The following is a 13,427-nucleotide window of genomic DNA, read 5'->3' as shown; positions in this document are numbered from 1 at the left end:
GAACCGCTCTATCTCTTTGTTTTTACGCTTGTCTTTATCCCAAAAACCGGTTCCCACTTTTGGGAGACATGCTCTAATCCAGACCACGCGCCATTGCTTCGAGCTGCCGATCGCCCGGCAGATAATCGAATCCTGCTTCAATCAGTGATGAACTGTCTGCGACCAGATCACCATAAAGCTGGTCGTAGAGACCGCTTTTGCCCGCTGCCGATAGCAGGAGCCGCATGAAGACCGGTGGAACGGGTACAAGACGCAAAGGCTTTCCCAAGGCAGCACGCAGCTTCGTCACGAGTTCTTTTGTGGAGCGCGGTTGCGGCTCAGCAAGATGAAACACCCGCCCGGCAACCTTTTCGGCAGGCGCCACGCTTAATAATGTCAGCGCATGGGCGACGTTTTCAAGCGACACGAAACTGCGCCTGTTGTCTGCCAGACCGAACGGCAACGGCAATCCGCTGTTGCAGAGCTTCATCAAGGCTTTCAGGTTCGCCCGCGCTCCGGGACCGTAAACGAGAACCGGGCGCGCGATGACGATCTCGATCCCGTTGATTTCGCGCAGATCGGCTTCCGCCTTCGCCTTGGCACGGCCGTAATCATCACGCGGCTTCAGTGGCATGTCCGGCCTCAGCGGCGACGGGTTTCCCACAATCGTATAGATCGTGGATACAAACACGAAGCGCTTTACGCCGGCGGCTTTTGCCTTGGTGGCGAGTTCCACGGCCAGTCGATGATTGACCGCATTGAATGTATCGGCATCCGGTCGTTCTGCGCCAGTGCGGTGAGCAAGTGCTGCACAATGAACAACCGTTTCAACACCTGAGAAATATGGATCAGACAGTTCATTCCGGGACAGAGGCAGGACTTCATGCCCTTCCCCGATTAGCACTTGAGTGAGTGCGCTTCCGATAAAACCACCCGCTCCGGTGACCGCTATCTTCATCCTCAGCGTTCCGGCTGTTCGCTGCCCGCCAGAACCTGAGCGGCAAGCGTGCGCGTGATGCGGCTTTTCTGCTCAAGTGCCGCCCGGTCAAGCTTGTCGACGATCTGGATCGCAGACAGAAGCGAGCGCTCGATCCGGCTCACCAGATAGGCGACGACATGCGGCTCGACGCTTACCTGCCGGTCCGCGAAGAGTTTGTGAATAACGCCGGAAAGCAGCAGATCGTCCGGTTCCGAAATTTCCACGACGGTTGCAGCCTTGAGGCGCGAGGCAAGATCGGGAAGCTTTACGTTCCAGTTGGCTGGCCACAGACGGGAGGTCATGAGCAGGGAAGGCCCAACCCCCTGAGCCGCATTCTGCCGAACGCTGTTGATGAGATGGAAAAGTCCGGTTTCATCGAAAGGCGCAGCACCTATATCGTCGATCAGCACCGGATATTCGGCAGCGCCGTTTACAGCTTCCTCGGTAATGTTCGTGGGGTCTACCAGAAGTGCACCTGTTCCGGCGCGCCAGATTTCCGCCAGATGCGTCTTGCCTGATCCCGTCGGCCCGGCAAGGATCGTGACAGGCGACAGCCAGTTCGGCCAGCGATCGATAAGATCGACAGCGGCACGGTTAGAACCCGTGACGATCATGTCTTCCCGATGATAACCGGGCTGATGCTCAAGATTCAACGGAATCTGGCGCGGTGCCTCACGCATCGCGGCCTCCTGCAAATCCCGTTTCAAACCTTGTCCGGTTACGACCCAATCTCATTTCTCTTTGCCTGCATTCTCGCCTGCCTCGATCAGCGGCCCGGCGTCGGGGTTTGGCTGATGGTAGGCAGGATCATACATCGGTGAATGGAGATAGCTATTCAATGCGAACCGCACAAGCACCCCGACTGCAGCCGCTGCGGGCACTGCCACCAGCATTCCTGTAAAGCCGAACAGCGAGCCGAAGGCAAAAAGAGCGAACATAAGCCAGACCGGATGAAGCCCCACGGACGAGCCGACGAGCTTCGGCTGGAGGATGTTTCCTTCCACAAACTGACCAAGGAAAAACACACCCGCGACGGCACAGATCATGATCCAGTCAGGCCAGAACTGGACCAGCGCCACACCGATGGCGAGCGCCAGACCAACAAAGGAACCGATATAGGGAATAAAGCTGATGAGACCGGCAAAAAAGCCGATCAACAGGCCGAAATTAAGTCCGGTCAGCGTGAGACCGATGGCGTAATAGGTTCCCAGAATGAGACAGAGCGTTCCCTGCCCGCGAATGAAACCGGCGACGGCGGCATTCATCTCGCGGGCGATGCGGCGCACGGTATGAAGCTGACGGCGCGGCACCCATGAATCGATGCTGCTGACCATGCGGTCCCAATCCAGAAGCATGTAGAATGCAACCACCGGAGTGACGACGAAAAGCCCCGCAATATCGATCAGCGATTTCCCCGAATTCCACAGGGATTGAAGCAAGGTCGACATGAACCCGGCGCCCTGCTGGAGCAGAGAACTCAGATTCTGCTGAATGACCGAACTGTCAATACCGATATATTTCTTCAGCCATTGCGAATCTTCGTTTGCCAGAAGCGACTGAAGTTGTGTGATGTAGTCTGGAATTTTAGAAATGAAGTCAGCTAGCTGGGTTGCCAAGATCGGCACAATAATCATCAGGCCGACTACCAGCGCCATCAGGAAGATGAGCAGGATGACGATTGTGGCCGTAAGCCGGGACAAGCCGAAACGTTCCAGCCTGTCTGCGACAGGGTCGAGGAAATAGGCCAGCGCCATGCCCGCAACAAAAGGCAACAGCACTGAACTGAATACGATCAGGAACAGAACGAAGACCGCGACGGTCCCCACCCAGAACATCGCCTGACGGCGCACCGAAGAGCCGGTCAGCGCGCCGACTTCCACATTGACGTGGATATCACCATCCCGAACTGTCGCTTCCGACTGACGGATCGTTCGGCTGGCGCTCGTGCGCGTGGGTGTCGGTTTCTTGACCATGTGCATCTATTTCCAGGAAACGAATTGGATAGAGCCAGTCCTGATAGCAGAATGGCGTTACGGATATCTTAGTGCGAACGGGAACAAGTTAGAACGGTTACTGAGGATTGCAATGTCTGTGCGAAAAGCCTGACGAAACACAACCTTCTATCGAGTTATGGACGGTGCTTTACGATTTCAGGCAGAATCCTGCACTGTTTCGCTCTTTTCGAGCCTTGTGGCCTTGCAGGCAGCGCCGTCTCGTGCCATTGCGCGCACATTCTCTGTTTATCGCATTTTTCTTGAGCAAAACCGTTACACGCTTTTGCCGAAAATGCATTAAACAGCTGCGTGGATAAGCACCCAATTTCAGGAGCAGGCCATGACCATGGAAAATAAGCCCGCCGATAAGCCTGTTGGCCAGAACGGCCTGACCTATGCGCAGGCTGGTGTCGACATCGATGCCGGGAACCTGATGGTCGAGAAGATCAAGCCGCTCGTGCGCTCCACGCGCCGCCCCGGTGCGGATGGCGAGATCGGCGGTTTTGGCGGGCTGTTCGACCTCAAGGCTGCTGGCTTCAAGGATCCGGTACTCGTTGCCGCCAATGATGGTGTCGGCACCAAGCTGAAGATCGCCATCGATGCCGACAAGCACGACACGGTGGGCATTGATCTTGTTGCCATGTGCGTCAACGATCTCGTCGTTCAGGGTGCTGAACCGCTTTTCTTCCTCGACTATTTTGCGACCGGCAAGCTTTCGCCGGATCAGGGTGTCGATATCGTTGCGGGTATCGCAGAAGGATGCCGACAAGCCGGTAGCGCACTGATAGGCGGTGAAACCGCTGAAATGCCCGGCATGTATCGCGACGGCGATTATGATCTTGCCGGTTTCGCTGTTGGTGCGGCTGAACGCGACCGTCTGCTGCCGCGTGGCGATATCGCCGAAGGTGATGTCATACTCGGCCTTGCTTCGTCCGGTGTTCATTCCAACGGATTTTCACTGGTACGCCGCATCGTTGAACTCTCCGGCCTCGGCTGGAAGTCCGATGCCCCGTTCCAGCCGGGCGCAACACTCGGTGAAGCGCTGCTCACCCCAACACGTATTTATGTGAAGCCCCTCCTCGCTGCGATCCGCGCTTCAGACGGTATCAAGGCGCTGGCCCACATCACTGGCGGCGGTTTTCCCGACAATATTCCGCGCGTTCTGCCGGACGGTCTCGCTGCCGAAATCGATCTTACGTCGATTTCCGTTCCGGCGGTCTTCTCCTGGCTTGCCAAGACGGGCGGCGTCGAGCCGAACGAAATGCTGCGCACATTCAATTGCGGCATCGGCATGATTGCCGTCGTGAAGCCTGAAAAGGTCGAGGAAGTCGTGGCTGCCCTTGCCGCTGAAGGCGAAAAGGTTGTCACGCTCGGCCAGATGGTGAAGCGTGAAAAGGACGGCGTCGTCTACAAAGGCACGCTTTCGCTATGAGCCGCAAGCGGGTCGTCATCTTCATTTCGGGCGGCGGCTCCAATATGGAGGCGCTGATCCGCGCTGCGCAAGCCGCCGATTTTCCGGCGGAAGTGGTGGCGGTCTTTTCCGACAAGGAAGAAGCTGGTGGCCTTGCCAAAGCAAAGGCTGCCGGTATTGCGACACAGGTTTTCAAGCGCAAGGACTTTGCCTCGAAGGATGAGCATGAAGATGCCATTCTGGACGCGCTCGCCGCGTTGAAACCGGATATGATCTGCCTTGCTGGCTATATGCGCCTCTTGTCGGGCCGCTTCATTGCTCCCTATGAAGGCCGCATCCTCAACATTCATCCTTCCCTGCTCCCGCTTTTCCCTGGACTGCATACCCATCAACGCGCGCTGGATGCGGGCATGAAAGTCGCAGGCTGTACCGTTCATCTGGTCACGGAAGAGATGGATGAAGGTCCGATTCTGGCCCAGGCGGCGGTGCCGGTACATGTTGGCGACGATGCCGAAGCGCTCGCAGCCCGCGTTCTCAAAGCCGAGCATCAACTTTATGCATTGGCTCTTCGCAAATTTGCCGATGAGCAAAACGGCCAGCCGGATATGGCCGATACGATGGTTTTGAGCGCCTGATGGCGCTCTTTCCATGTTCAACCGCGGCAAATTAATCACAGACGAAGTTTTTTGTTAATAAAACTTTAATTTCCCGCAAAAAGCTCTAATTCCCCTTCGTAACGGAACTTGCTTCGGCAAATCTCGTTAAGGGACGTGTAAGCGTCTCTTTCAATGTGTGTTTTAGAAGAGGACAAGGACATGTCTCTCCGTTTTTCGACTTCCTTCCTTTCGGCAATGGCCGTCATTTCAGGCATTGCGGTCACGGCTCCAGCCATTGCTGCCGACTACGTAGCTCCTCCCGCTTCGGGTCGCACCCAGCCGCGCTCGGAAGTCGGCACGCTGTCCTGCGATATCTCCCCTGCCATCGGCGTCATCATCGGCAGCCAGCAGGATGTGGACTGCGTATTCAGCCCAGCCCGTGGACGTGGTCCGGCTGAGCGTTATACAGGGACGATTACCAAGCTCGGTATCGATGTCGGCTTCATCAATGGCGGTCGTGTCGCCTGGGCTGTGTGGGCTCCGACCGTTCGTCCCGAAGGCGCTCTTCAGGGCCGTTATGTCGGCGCATCTGCCAATGCCGCGATCGGCGTCGGCTTCGGCACCAACATCCTGACCGGCGGTTCGTGGAAGACGATTTCGCTTCAGCCGATCTCGCTTCAGGGCCAGCGTGGCCTGAATGCAGCTGTGGGTGTTTCCAAGCTGAAACTGCGTTACGCTGGCTAACGAGCAGCGCGAATAAACAACAACGCCGGGGCGCATATATAGTTTATATATGCGCCCCGGCGTTGTTGGATAAATATTTATGAGTTTATTTTTCGAATCCAGATCTTGGTATCGTGCACCGCCAGCCCGCCATAGGGTGCGGCAGGTTCAGCGCCGATCAATATATTGATCCCCTCGCCGCGCTCGAATGTCGAATTCGGGAAAATGCCCTCCGACACCGCGACACCACGCTTTTGCCCGGCACGCAGCACGGCATGAAGCACCAGCTCGCCACGATGATTGCCGATCTCGATCCGCTCACCATTCTCGATGCCAAGCTCAGCCGCGTCATCAGGATGAATAAGCAATTCTGGCCGGATTTCCTTGGCGAGCGATGTCGGTGTCTCGGCAAAGGTCGAATTCAGGAAGTTATGCGCCGGTGAGGTCGTCATGCGGAAGGGATGCTCGGCATCCGCCGTTTCGATCACTTCCCAATGGTCGGGAAATTCCGGTATCGACTGGAAGGGTCCCTGCAGCCCCATGACTTCCGGCGGCTTGTTCGGCGACGGGCTTCCGGTCCAGTCAGGACGAAAGCGGAACTTGCCATCCGGCCATTTGAAGCCATTGATATAATGCGCTTCTTCGAAGGGCGGCTGCAGATCGACAAAGCGCTTTTCCTTCAATTCGTCGAATTGCGGCAGGTCGCTATTGGCATTCATGTTGTCGATCAGCGTGCGCTCGTCGAGATCAAAACCCGGCAGATGCGCAACGCCGAGACGTTTCGCCAATTCGTTGATAACGAAAATATTCGGGCGCGCATCGGCAAGAGGCTCGATCAGCTTCGGTCCCAGAACCACATGCTGCTGTCCACCGCCGCGATAGATATCGTCATGCTCAAGGAATGTCGTCGCAGGCAGGACGACATCGGCCATCTTCGCCGTATCGGTCATGAACTGTTCGTGCACTGCAACGAAAAGATCCTCGCGCGCGAAACCTTTGCGAACCAGCCTCTGTTCCGGCGTCACATTCATCGGGTTGGTGTTCTGGATCAGCATCGCCATGACGGGTGGGCCGCCATAAAGAGCCTCACTGTCACCGGTGAGAATACGACCGATCTTCGACTGATCGAGAAAACGAAGACCTACATCCTGCATGGCGCGACCTTCGATCTCGCGCTTGTCCATCTTGAAGATGCCTGAGTTCGAGTGGAATGCACCACCGCCTTCATAAAGGAAAGCGCCTGTCACACAGGCAATCGAAGAAGCTGCGTGCATGTTCACCGCGCCGTTGCGCTGGCGGGTGAAACCATAGCCGAGACGGAAATAGGTGCGCTTGGTCTTGCCGACGAGATGGGCAAATGCCTCGATCTCTTCGACGGACAGGCCGGTGATGGCGGCCGCCCATTCCGGTGTCCGGGTTTGAAGATGCGCTTCCAGTCCTTTCGGATCATCGGTGTAGCGCTCCAGATAATCCCAGTCTGCAAGGCCATCACGGAACAGCACATGCATGACCGCGCAGGCAAAGGCGCCATCCGTACCCGGTTTCAGCACAATGCCCATATCCGCCTGCCGGACGGTCGCATTGGCATAAACATCGATGACGACGATCTTTGCGCCGCGTTCCTTTCGCGCCCGAACCGCGTGGGTCATCACATTGACCTGCGTGGCGGCGGCATTGGTGCCCCAGATCACCACCACATCTGCCTTTGCCATTTCACGCGGATCGGGACCGGTCAGGCTTCCTGTTCCCGCAAAATAGCCAGTCCAGGCCATATTGGTACAGAAACTGTCGAACTGGTTGGAATAGCGCTTGGCGAAACGCAGACGATTGATCGAGTCGCGCTGCACCAGCCCCATCGTGCCAGCATAGTAATAGGGCCAGACGCTTTCGCTGCCAAACTCATGCTCGGCTTTCAGGAAGCGCTCGGCAATGAGATCAAGTGCTGCTTCCCATGAAGCTTCCTTCCACTGCCCCGCGCCTTTCGCACCGGCACGAACCAGCGGATGCTTGAGGCGGTCAGGATGATGAACCCGCTCGGCATAGCGCGCCACCTTGGCGCAGATGACGCCAGCCGTGTAGCTATTGTCCTTTGCGCCGCGCACGCGCCCAATCGTGCGCTCATCGAGAATTTCGACATCGAGTGCGCAAGTTGACGGGCAGTCGTGCGGGCAAGCCGAATGACCTGTTTTGATGTTCGAGATGGGAGCGTGCTGGTTCATGTTACTTTATTATCTCAAGCCACTTCGCACAGAAACGAATTTCTGCCGGAAGATTGTCACTGTGACGAAATAAATTTTCACGACAGGCGGAGCGAAATCGCACCAAGAACAATAAGACCGGCAGCGATGAAACGCGGCAAGCCAACCTTTTCCTTCAATACCACAGCCGAGATGAGTACGCCGAAGAGGATAGCCGTTTCGCGAAGCGCCGCCACGACGGCAATCGGAGCCATGGTCATCGCCCAAAGTGCCAATCCGTAAGAACCGAGGGTTCCGACACCGCCAATCATGGCCGGTCGCCAGTGATTGCGCAGATATTGGATAAACCTGTTCGGTTCACGATAAAGAGCCCAGCCTGCCAGCGGCATGGCGTTCATCAGGAATAGCCACAGCGTATAGGAAATCGGTGCGCCCGAGACACGAACACCGAGGCCATCAATGATCGTATAGCTTGCGATGAAGCCCGCATTCGCGAGCGCAAGCAGCGCCGTGCGACTTGATGCGCCACGATTTCTGCGGCGGGCATCCAGCGCCATCGCAAGAACACCGGAACAGATCAGCACGATCCCAAGCCAGCTTTGCCAGCCCATAACCTCGCCGACCAAGGGGGCACTCACCAGCGCCACCAGCAAGGGCGGCGTGCCGCGCATAATCGGATAGGCTTCGCTCATGTCGCCCGATTTATAAGCCGCGGCCACGAGCGACATGTAGAATACCTGCGTGACGGTTGAAGCAACTATATAGCCCCAGCTTGCCGGGTTCGGCAGTGGCAAGAATGGCAGGATAAAAAGAGCAATCAAACCGGCTGCACCGGTTACACTGGCTGCGCCGAAGAACTTGTCTCCGCTTCCCTTTACAATTGCGTTCCAGCTCGCGTGGAGAAACGCGCCAAAGAGGACGATCAGAAGGACGCCACCAGACATTTCGGGACTCGACTCAAAGCTACAGAGCGGATGATGAAAGTTGTATGTCACATTTGTGACAGGAGAGATATTGCAGGAACGACGCAGACCGGGGTCTTTTTGGATATCACTGCCTCTTGCCGAAAACTGGCCGACATGAAACAAGCGCAACCATGAATTATCGTCACGCCTATCACGCCGGAAATTTTGCGGATGTCGTAAAGCACGTCATCCTGACGCGTCTTGTCGAGTATCTGAAACGCAAGGATCAAGCCTTTCGCGTCATCGACACCCATGCAGGCATTGGCCTCTACGACCTGAAGGGTATCGAAGCAGGCAAAACCGGCGAGTGGACGGGCGGTATCGACCGCATCATGGACGCGGTGAAGAAAGGGCAGATCGAGCAGCCCGCGCTTGAACTTCTGGAGCCCTATCTCGCCGCTGTCCGTGCGGTCAACAACGGTGAAAAGCTTCGCCATTATCCGGGTTCGCCGCTTGTCGTCCGGCATTTGCTGCGCAAGCAGGATCGCCTGTCCGCACTGGAACTGCATCCGCAGGACTCCACCAAGCTGGCGAAACTTTTTGACGGTGATTATCAGGTCCGCGTGACGGAGCTCGACGGCTGGCTTGCGCTGGGCGCCCACCTTCCGCCCAAAGAAAAACGCGGCATGGTTCTGGTCGACCCGCCTTTTGAAAAGGATGGCGAATTCGATCGTCTGGTCGACGGTCTGGCCAAGGCCTACAAGCGCTTCGGCGGCGGCATCTATGCACTGTGGTATCCGGTGAAAGATCGCAAGGACACAGAACGGTTCACCCGGCAGCTGCGGGAAACCGGCATTCCAAAGATCATGCAGATTGAGCTTGCGATTCGTGCACCGTCCGCTGAACCACGCCTTGATGGCACCGGCATGATTGTCGTTAATCCGCCCTATACACTCGAAAGTGAGATGCAAACCCTGCTTCCCTGCCTTACCAAGCTTCTGGCGGAGGAAAAAGGGAGCAATTTCAGCATCAAGTGGGTGCGCAGCGAGACGGATCGCACTTGACCCGCGCGAATTGCTGACAGAAACTGCGCCTCAACGCTTCGGCTATCACAGATTAGAGCGGGTGCGAGCTCGCAATTTGGGACAGGACAGAGATATGCAACGAACCCTGGAACGTATCGGACAGTATTCACGCGCAGCCCTGTTTGCTGCGTCTGTCCTTCCCCTGACGCTTGTGTCTCTGCCGGCCAGTGCCGCAGACTATCTCACTCCTGCTCCAGCAGGCGTTGCCGATGCAGGCGCTTGCAGCCAGCAGAGCGTTTTGCGCTCGGTGGTTTCCGATTTTGGCTATCAGGTACGTCATGTCCCGAACCTGCCGCAGGTCGGTATTTCGGCGATGAGCGATGTCCAGTTGACACGCTATGAGCCGAAGACCAATCCGGCCCAGATCGAACGTACCTATTGCAAGGCAACCGCCGTTCTGACCGACGGTCAGTACCGTTCGGTCTGGTATATGGTCGAAGAAGGTCAGGGCTTTGCCTCGATGGGCCGCAACGTCGAATTCTGCGTCGATGGTTTCGACCGCTGGTATGTTTACGACGCGAGCTGCCGCGTTCTTCGCTAGTGGTCTGATTCCGACATTTGCATCCCTCGGATATGAGCACTGAGCAAATGTCGGAATCAAAAGACCACTAGTAACTTTATGAATCTAGTGGATTTTTCGAATTTGACGTTTGAAACGAGATTTATATCGGACGGGTATCAAACGTCAAATTCAATCCACTAGTGTCTGCTCCAAAAGTCGCCATGCCGGTCTGCAAATGGCAATTTGTCTGCGTTCCGGTGCTCACGTACCTTTAAGTACGCTCCGCTCCGGTACTCGAAAATCACCATTTTCGCCTCGGCCTGTCGCTTTTTGATTCAGACACTGAAGCCTTGACCAACGATTGAGTGGAGGGCATATGCTGCGGAATTTTGGTGCAGCTGCGTTTACGTTGCTCGCAGCGGCAGTTGCGAGTGTTTTGGCAGTCGCACCAAGCCATGCTGATGACGTTGCGGGCGAGTTCGACTTCTACGTCCTCGCCCTCTCCTGGTCGCCGAGCTATTGTGCCTCCGAAGGCCCCCGCGCCAACAAGCAGCAATGTGGAACCAACCGTCCTTTCGGTTTCGTGGTGCACGGTCTCTGGCCACAGAACGAATGGGGCTATCCGGCGAACTGCCAGTTCGACAATGCCCGCAGTCGGGGCAGCTATGTGCCTCGTCCAATCATTTCCCGCCTGTCGGATATCATGCCTTCTGCCGGTCTTGTCGCTTATCAATGGCGCAAACACGGCAGTTGTTCGGGCCTGTCGCAGGACGAATATTTCTCAACGCTGCGTAACGCTTTCGATCAGGTCAACATTCCGCCCAGCCTGCGCAATCTGGCGAGTGGTCGGCGTGTTGATCCCCTTCTCGTCGAAAAAGCCTTTATCGCAGCCAATCCCGGCATGAAGCCGGACGGAATTTCGATAAGCTGCAAGCGGAACTATCTTCAGGAAGTTCGCATCTGCATGACAAAAGACCTGCAATACCGCGCCTGCGGTCAGGTCGATGCCAATGCTTGCCGAAGCCGCTCCGTCATGATGCCCGCCACGCAATAAACTTCACATATCCGGTTTAGGAACGAACGATGACACAGATACTCTATTCGCCTGCTTCGCCCTACAGCGCGAAGGTGCGCATGGCCGCTCACTATGCCGGCATTCCGTTTGAAAGCGTCGTCGTCAACACCTCGGCGGAACCGGAGAACCTCATCCATGCCAATCCGCTCGGAAAAATTCCGACGCTGGTGACGGATGATGGCAAATCGGTTTTCGACAGCCGTGCAATCATCCAATATCTGAACCGGGTTTCGGGTAACAAGCTCTTCCCGCGTAATGCCGAAAAGCGCACCGATGCAGAGCGCTATGAAGCCATCGCCGACGGTCTCTGCGACGTGCTTCTGGCACATGTCTATGAACGCCGTATGCGTCCCGAAGAAAAGATTCATCAGCCCTGGCTCGACCTGCAATGGCGCAAGGCTGAACGTGCGCTCGATCTTCTGAACGAAGCACCGCCACGTCTGGCGGGCAAGCTGCATGGCGGTCATATCGCTGTCGCCGCCACGCTGGGCTATCTGGCGCTGCGCTTCGAGGGCAAATGGGAACGTAACCGTCCCAAGCTCAAGCGCTGGATGAAGCGCTTTCAGGAAGTGCATCCGGAATTGACTGAACTGCTGCCGCGCGGCTGATCGGTCTGGAAAGAAAAAACCCCGGATTTTCCGGGGTTCTTTTTTGCGGCCTATTGCTTGTTGTCGAGCGCCTGCAATATCCGATAGGCAGCCTTTACGCGCTCATCGATCGGATAATTCCGGTTGGCAAGCAGAACAATTCCGATCTTCTTCGCAGGAATAAAGGCCGCATAAGCGCCAAAGCCGTTGGTTGAGCCTGTCTTATTGATCAGCACATCAGCTGACGGTTGGCGAGGTGTATCGAATTTCTCGATTTTGTGCGACTTCAGCGCCATGTCCGACGAATTGCCGGCAAGAAGTGTCTTGAGCGCAGTCGGATAGTTGTAGAACTCCCAGCCAAGTCCCTGATTGTTCGCATCGACATGGTAGTAACCCGTGTGTGTTGCGGCGACGGCTTTCTGGAAATCAGGCTCCAGAGATGAGCTGTCAATGTTCAGTTCGACGAAGCGGGCAAGATCAAGCGCGGTGGTCTTGATGCCATAGGCTTGTGCATCCAGCGTCCCGCCCGATACCCGGATCGGCTTGTTGGCTTTGGAATAGCCGTAGGCGTAGTTCTTCATCTGGCTTTCCGGCACATTGACGAAGGTGTTCTTCAGGCCGAATGCAGGCAGAAGCGTTTGTTCCATTAAAACGTCGAACGGCTTGTCCATGCTCCGTGCCGCCAGATAGCCGAACAGGCCGATGCTGGGATTCGAATAGCGACGCTGCGTGCCTGCCGGATAGTCCGGCTTCCATTTCTTGAAATATGCCAGCATCGAACTGTCATCGGTGACAGCATCGGGAAACTGGAGGGGCAATCCGCCCGGCGTGTAGGTCCCAAGATCAAGCATGGTGATCTTGTCGAAGCTGCTGTCTGCCAGTTCGGGGGCCCATTTGGTCGCGGGATCGGACAGAGTGAACGCGCCTGTCGCCAGCCCGTAGCCGCCGAGCATTGCAGTGAAGGTCTTGCTGACCGAGCCGATCTCGAAAATCGTGTCTTCGGTGACTTTTTGCCCGCTTTCCTTCGATGCCACACCATAACCGAAGAAGTGGCTCTTGCCGTCGATGGTTATAGCGACGGCCATGCCGGGGATTTTCTGCTCGGCCATGAGCGGGCGCACCGTTTCATCGACAATACGGCGCAAGTCGCCATCATTCGCCTTGCTCGCAGCCAGCGCGCCGTTATTCGGGATAATAGCGGCAGTGGTGAGGAAACCGATCAAAAGTGTCGTAGATTTTCTCATGACAGATACATAAACCTCATGATTATGCGTTCCGCTGCATCTTTCTCAAGACATAGCTGGTATTGCGCGGTCCATTATATTGAAGCCCGCTTTGCGGGATATAAGCCTTTCAGGCCCAGCTTATATACGATGCTTGCGCTGGCGCGACA

Annotated in this window: 13 protein-coding genes; 7 read left to right on the top strand and 6 right to left on the bottom strand. The window is 56.3% G+C overall.

Annotated elements, in window-relative coordinates; genetic code table 11:
- Nucleotides 1–73: 73 nt before the first annotated feature.
- From ABDF71_RS05735 to ABDF71_RS05725, 3 genes are read right to left on the bottom strand one after another with little or no spacing between them, the layout of a single operon-like run.
- Nucleotides 74–937 (bottom strand): NAD-dependent epimerase/dehydratase family protein, encoded by an 864-nt coding sequence (locus ABDF71_RS05735; protein ID WP_500061294.1) that lies wholly within the window; start codon nt 935–937, stop codon nt 74–76.
- A 2-nt stretch (nt 938–939) separates the two neighbouring features.
- Entirely contained in the window at nt 940–1,638 is a 699-nt protein-coding gene (gene hdaA, locus ABDF71_RS05730) for a DnaA regulatory inactivator HdaA (protein WP_010661694.1), read from the bottom strand.
- A 51-nt stretch (nt 1,639–1,689) separates the two neighbouring features.
- Nucleotides 1,690–2,931 carry an AI-2E family transporter gene (locus tag ABDF71_RS05725; RefSeq protein ID WP_029376318.1) on the bottom strand — a complete coding sequence of 414 codons (1,242 nt, stop codon included), beginning with the start codon at nt 2,929–2,931 and terminating at the stop codon, nt 1,690–1,692.
- Between the two features lie 361 nt (nt 2,932–3,292).
- Here ABDF71_RS05725 and purM point away from each other — a divergent pair, with 361 nt between their 5' ends.
- The 3 genes from purM (at nt 3,293) to ABDF71_RS05710 (ending at nt 5,703) form a co-directional block, all read left to right on the top strand.
- Complete coding sequence (purM, locus tag ABDF71_RS05720; protein WP_029925191.1) at nt 3,293–4,384, top strand: phosphoribosylformylglycinamidine cyclo-ligase; 1,092 nt, start codon at nt 3,293–3,295, stop codon at nt 4,382–4,384.
- A complete protein-coding gene (gene purN / locus ABDF71_RS05715) occupies nt 4,381–4,998 on the top strand; it encodes a phosphoribosylglycinamide formyltransferase (RefSeq protein WP_500061291.1) in 618 nt (205 codons plus the stop codon). The genes purM and purN overlap by 4 nt, the downstream gene beginning before the upstream one ends.
- Nucleotides 4,999–5,178: 180 nt before the next feature.
- On the top strand, nt 5,179–5,703 hold the full coding sequence (locus tag ABDF71_RS05710) for a DUF992 domain-containing protein (protein ID WP_010661690.1): 525 nt from the start codon (nt 5,179–5,181) through the stop codon (nt 5,701–5,703).
- A gap of 77 nt (nt 5,704–5,780) precedes the next feature.
- Here ABDF71_RS05710 and ABDF71_RS05705 read toward each other — a convergent pair whose 3' ends face one another.
- Entirely contained in the window at nt 5,781–7,901 is a 2,121-nt protein-coding gene (locus ABDF71_RS05705) for a molybdopterin oxidoreductase family protein (protein ID WP_029925199.1), read from the bottom strand.
- 77 nt (nt 7,902–7,978) lie between these two features.
- Nucleotides 7,979–8,824, bottom strand: coding sequence for a DMT family transporter (locus ABDF71_RS05700; protein WP_010661688.1), 846 nt, complete (start codon nt 8,822–8,824; stop codon nt 7,979–7,981).
- Between the two features lie 152 nt (nt 8,825–8,976).
- Here ABDF71_RS05700 and ABDF71_RS05695 point away from each other — a divergent pair, with 152 nt between their 5' ends.
- The 4 genes from ABDF71_RS05695 (at nt 8,977) to ABDF71_RS05680 (ending at nt 12,055) form a co-directional block, all read left to right on the top strand.
- On the top strand, nt 8,977–9,849 hold the full coding sequence (locus ABDF71_RS05695) for a 23S rRNA (adenine(2030)-N(6))-methyltransferase RlmJ (RefSeq protein ID WP_125301253.1): 873 nt from the start codon (nt 8,977–8,979) through the stop codon (nt 9,847–9,849).
- A 94-nt stretch (nt 9,850–9,943) separates the two neighbouring features.
- Entirely contained in the window at nt 9,944–10,411 is a 468-nt protein-coding gene (locus ABDF71_RS05690) for a phage portal protein (protein WP_010661686.1), read from the top strand.
- Between the two features lie 337 nt (nt 10,412–10,748).
- Nucleotides 10,749–11,426: a ribonuclease T2 family protein gene (locus ABDF71_RS05685; protein ID WP_012092380.1), complete on the top strand. Its 678-nt coding sequence runs from the start codon at nt 10,749–10,751 to the stop codon at nt 11,424–11,426.
- A gap of 29 nt (nt 11,427–11,455) precedes the next feature.
- Nucleotides 11,456–12,055 carry a glutathione S-transferase gene (locus ABDF71_RS05680; RefSeq protein ID WP_010661684.1) on the top strand — a complete coding sequence of 200 codons (600 nt, stop codon included), beginning with the start codon at nt 11,456–11,458 and terminating at the stop codon, nt 12,053–12,055.
- Between the two features lie 50 nt (nt 12,056–12,105).
- Here the strand turns inward: ABDF71_RS05680 and blaOCH are convergent, their stop codons facing one another.
- On the bottom strand, nt 12,106–13,278 hold the full coding sequence (gene blaOCH / locus ABDF71_RS05675) for an OCH family extended-spectrum class C beta-lactamase (RefSeq protein ID WP_500061287.1): 1,173 nt from the start codon (nt 13,276–13,278) through the stop codon (nt 12,106–12,108).
- Nucleotides 13,279–13,427 lie beyond the last annotated feature (149 nt).

The organism is Ochrobactrum sp. WV_118_8, assembly GCF_039631535.1.
In the GTDB taxonomy this organism is placed as follows: Bacteria; Pseudomonadota; Alphaproteobacteria; order Rhizobiales; family Rhizobiaceae; genus Brucella; species Brucella anthropi.
This window is presented reverse-complemented; position numbering and strand designations above follow the sequence as displayed.

What these genes read in the sequence shown, in the direction of transcription:
- ABDF71_RS05735 (WP_500061294.1), bottom strand. Translation starts at nt 937, where the DNA reads ATGAAGATAGCGGTCACCGGAGCGGGTGGTTTTATCGGAAGCGCACTC.
- hdaA (WP_010661694.1), bottom strand. Translation starts at nt 1,638, where the DNA reads ATGCGTGAGGCACCGCGCCAGATTCCGTTGAATCTTGAGCATCAGCCC.
- ABDF71_RS05725 (WP_029376318.1), bottom strand. Translation starts at nt 2,931, where the DNA reads ATGGTCAAGAAACCGACACCCACGCGCACGAGCGCCAGCCGAACGATC.
- purM (WP_029925191.1), top strand. Translation starts at nt 3,293, where the DNA reads ATGACCATGGAAAATAAGCCCGCCGATAAGCCTGTTGGCCAGAACGGC.
- purN (WP_500061291.1), top strand. Translation starts at nt 4,381, where the DNA reads ATGAGCCGCAAGCGGGTCGTCATCTTCATTTCGGGCGGCGGCTCCAAT.
- ABDF71_RS05710 (WP_010661690.1), top strand. Translation starts at nt 5,179, where the DNA reads ATGTCTCTCCGTTTTTCGACTTCCTTCCTTTCGGCAATGGCCGTCATT.
- ABDF71_RS05705 (WP_029925199.1), bottom strand. Translation starts at nt 7,901, where the DNA reads ATGAACCAGCACGCTCCCATCTCGAACATCAAAACAGGTCATTCGGCT.
- ABDF71_RS05700 (WP_010661688.1), bottom strand. Translation starts at nt 8,824, where the DNA reads ATGTCTGGTGGCGTCCTTCTGATCGTCCTCTTTGGCGCGTTTCTCCAC.
- ABDF71_RS05695 (WP_125301253.1), top strand. Translation starts at nt 8,977, where the DNA reads ATGAATTATCGTCACGCCTATCACGCCGGAAATTTTGCGGATGTCGTA.
- ABDF71_RS05690 (WP_010661686.1), top strand. Translation starts at nt 9,944, where the DNA reads ATGCAACGAACCCTGGAACGTATCGGACAGTATTCACGCGCAGCCCTG.
- ABDF71_RS05685 (WP_012092380.1), top strand. Translation starts at nt 10,749, where the DNA reads ATGCTGCGGAATTTTGGTGCAGCTGCGTTTACGTTGCTCGCAGCGGCA.
- ABDF71_RS05680 (WP_010661684.1), top strand. Translation starts at nt 11,456, where the DNA reads ATGACACAGATACTCTATTCGCCTGCTTCGCCCTACAGCGCGAAGGTG.
- blaOCH (WP_500061287.1), bottom strand. Translation starts at nt 13,278, where the DNA reads ATGAGAAAATCTACGACACTTTTGATCGGTTTCCTCACCACTGCCGCT.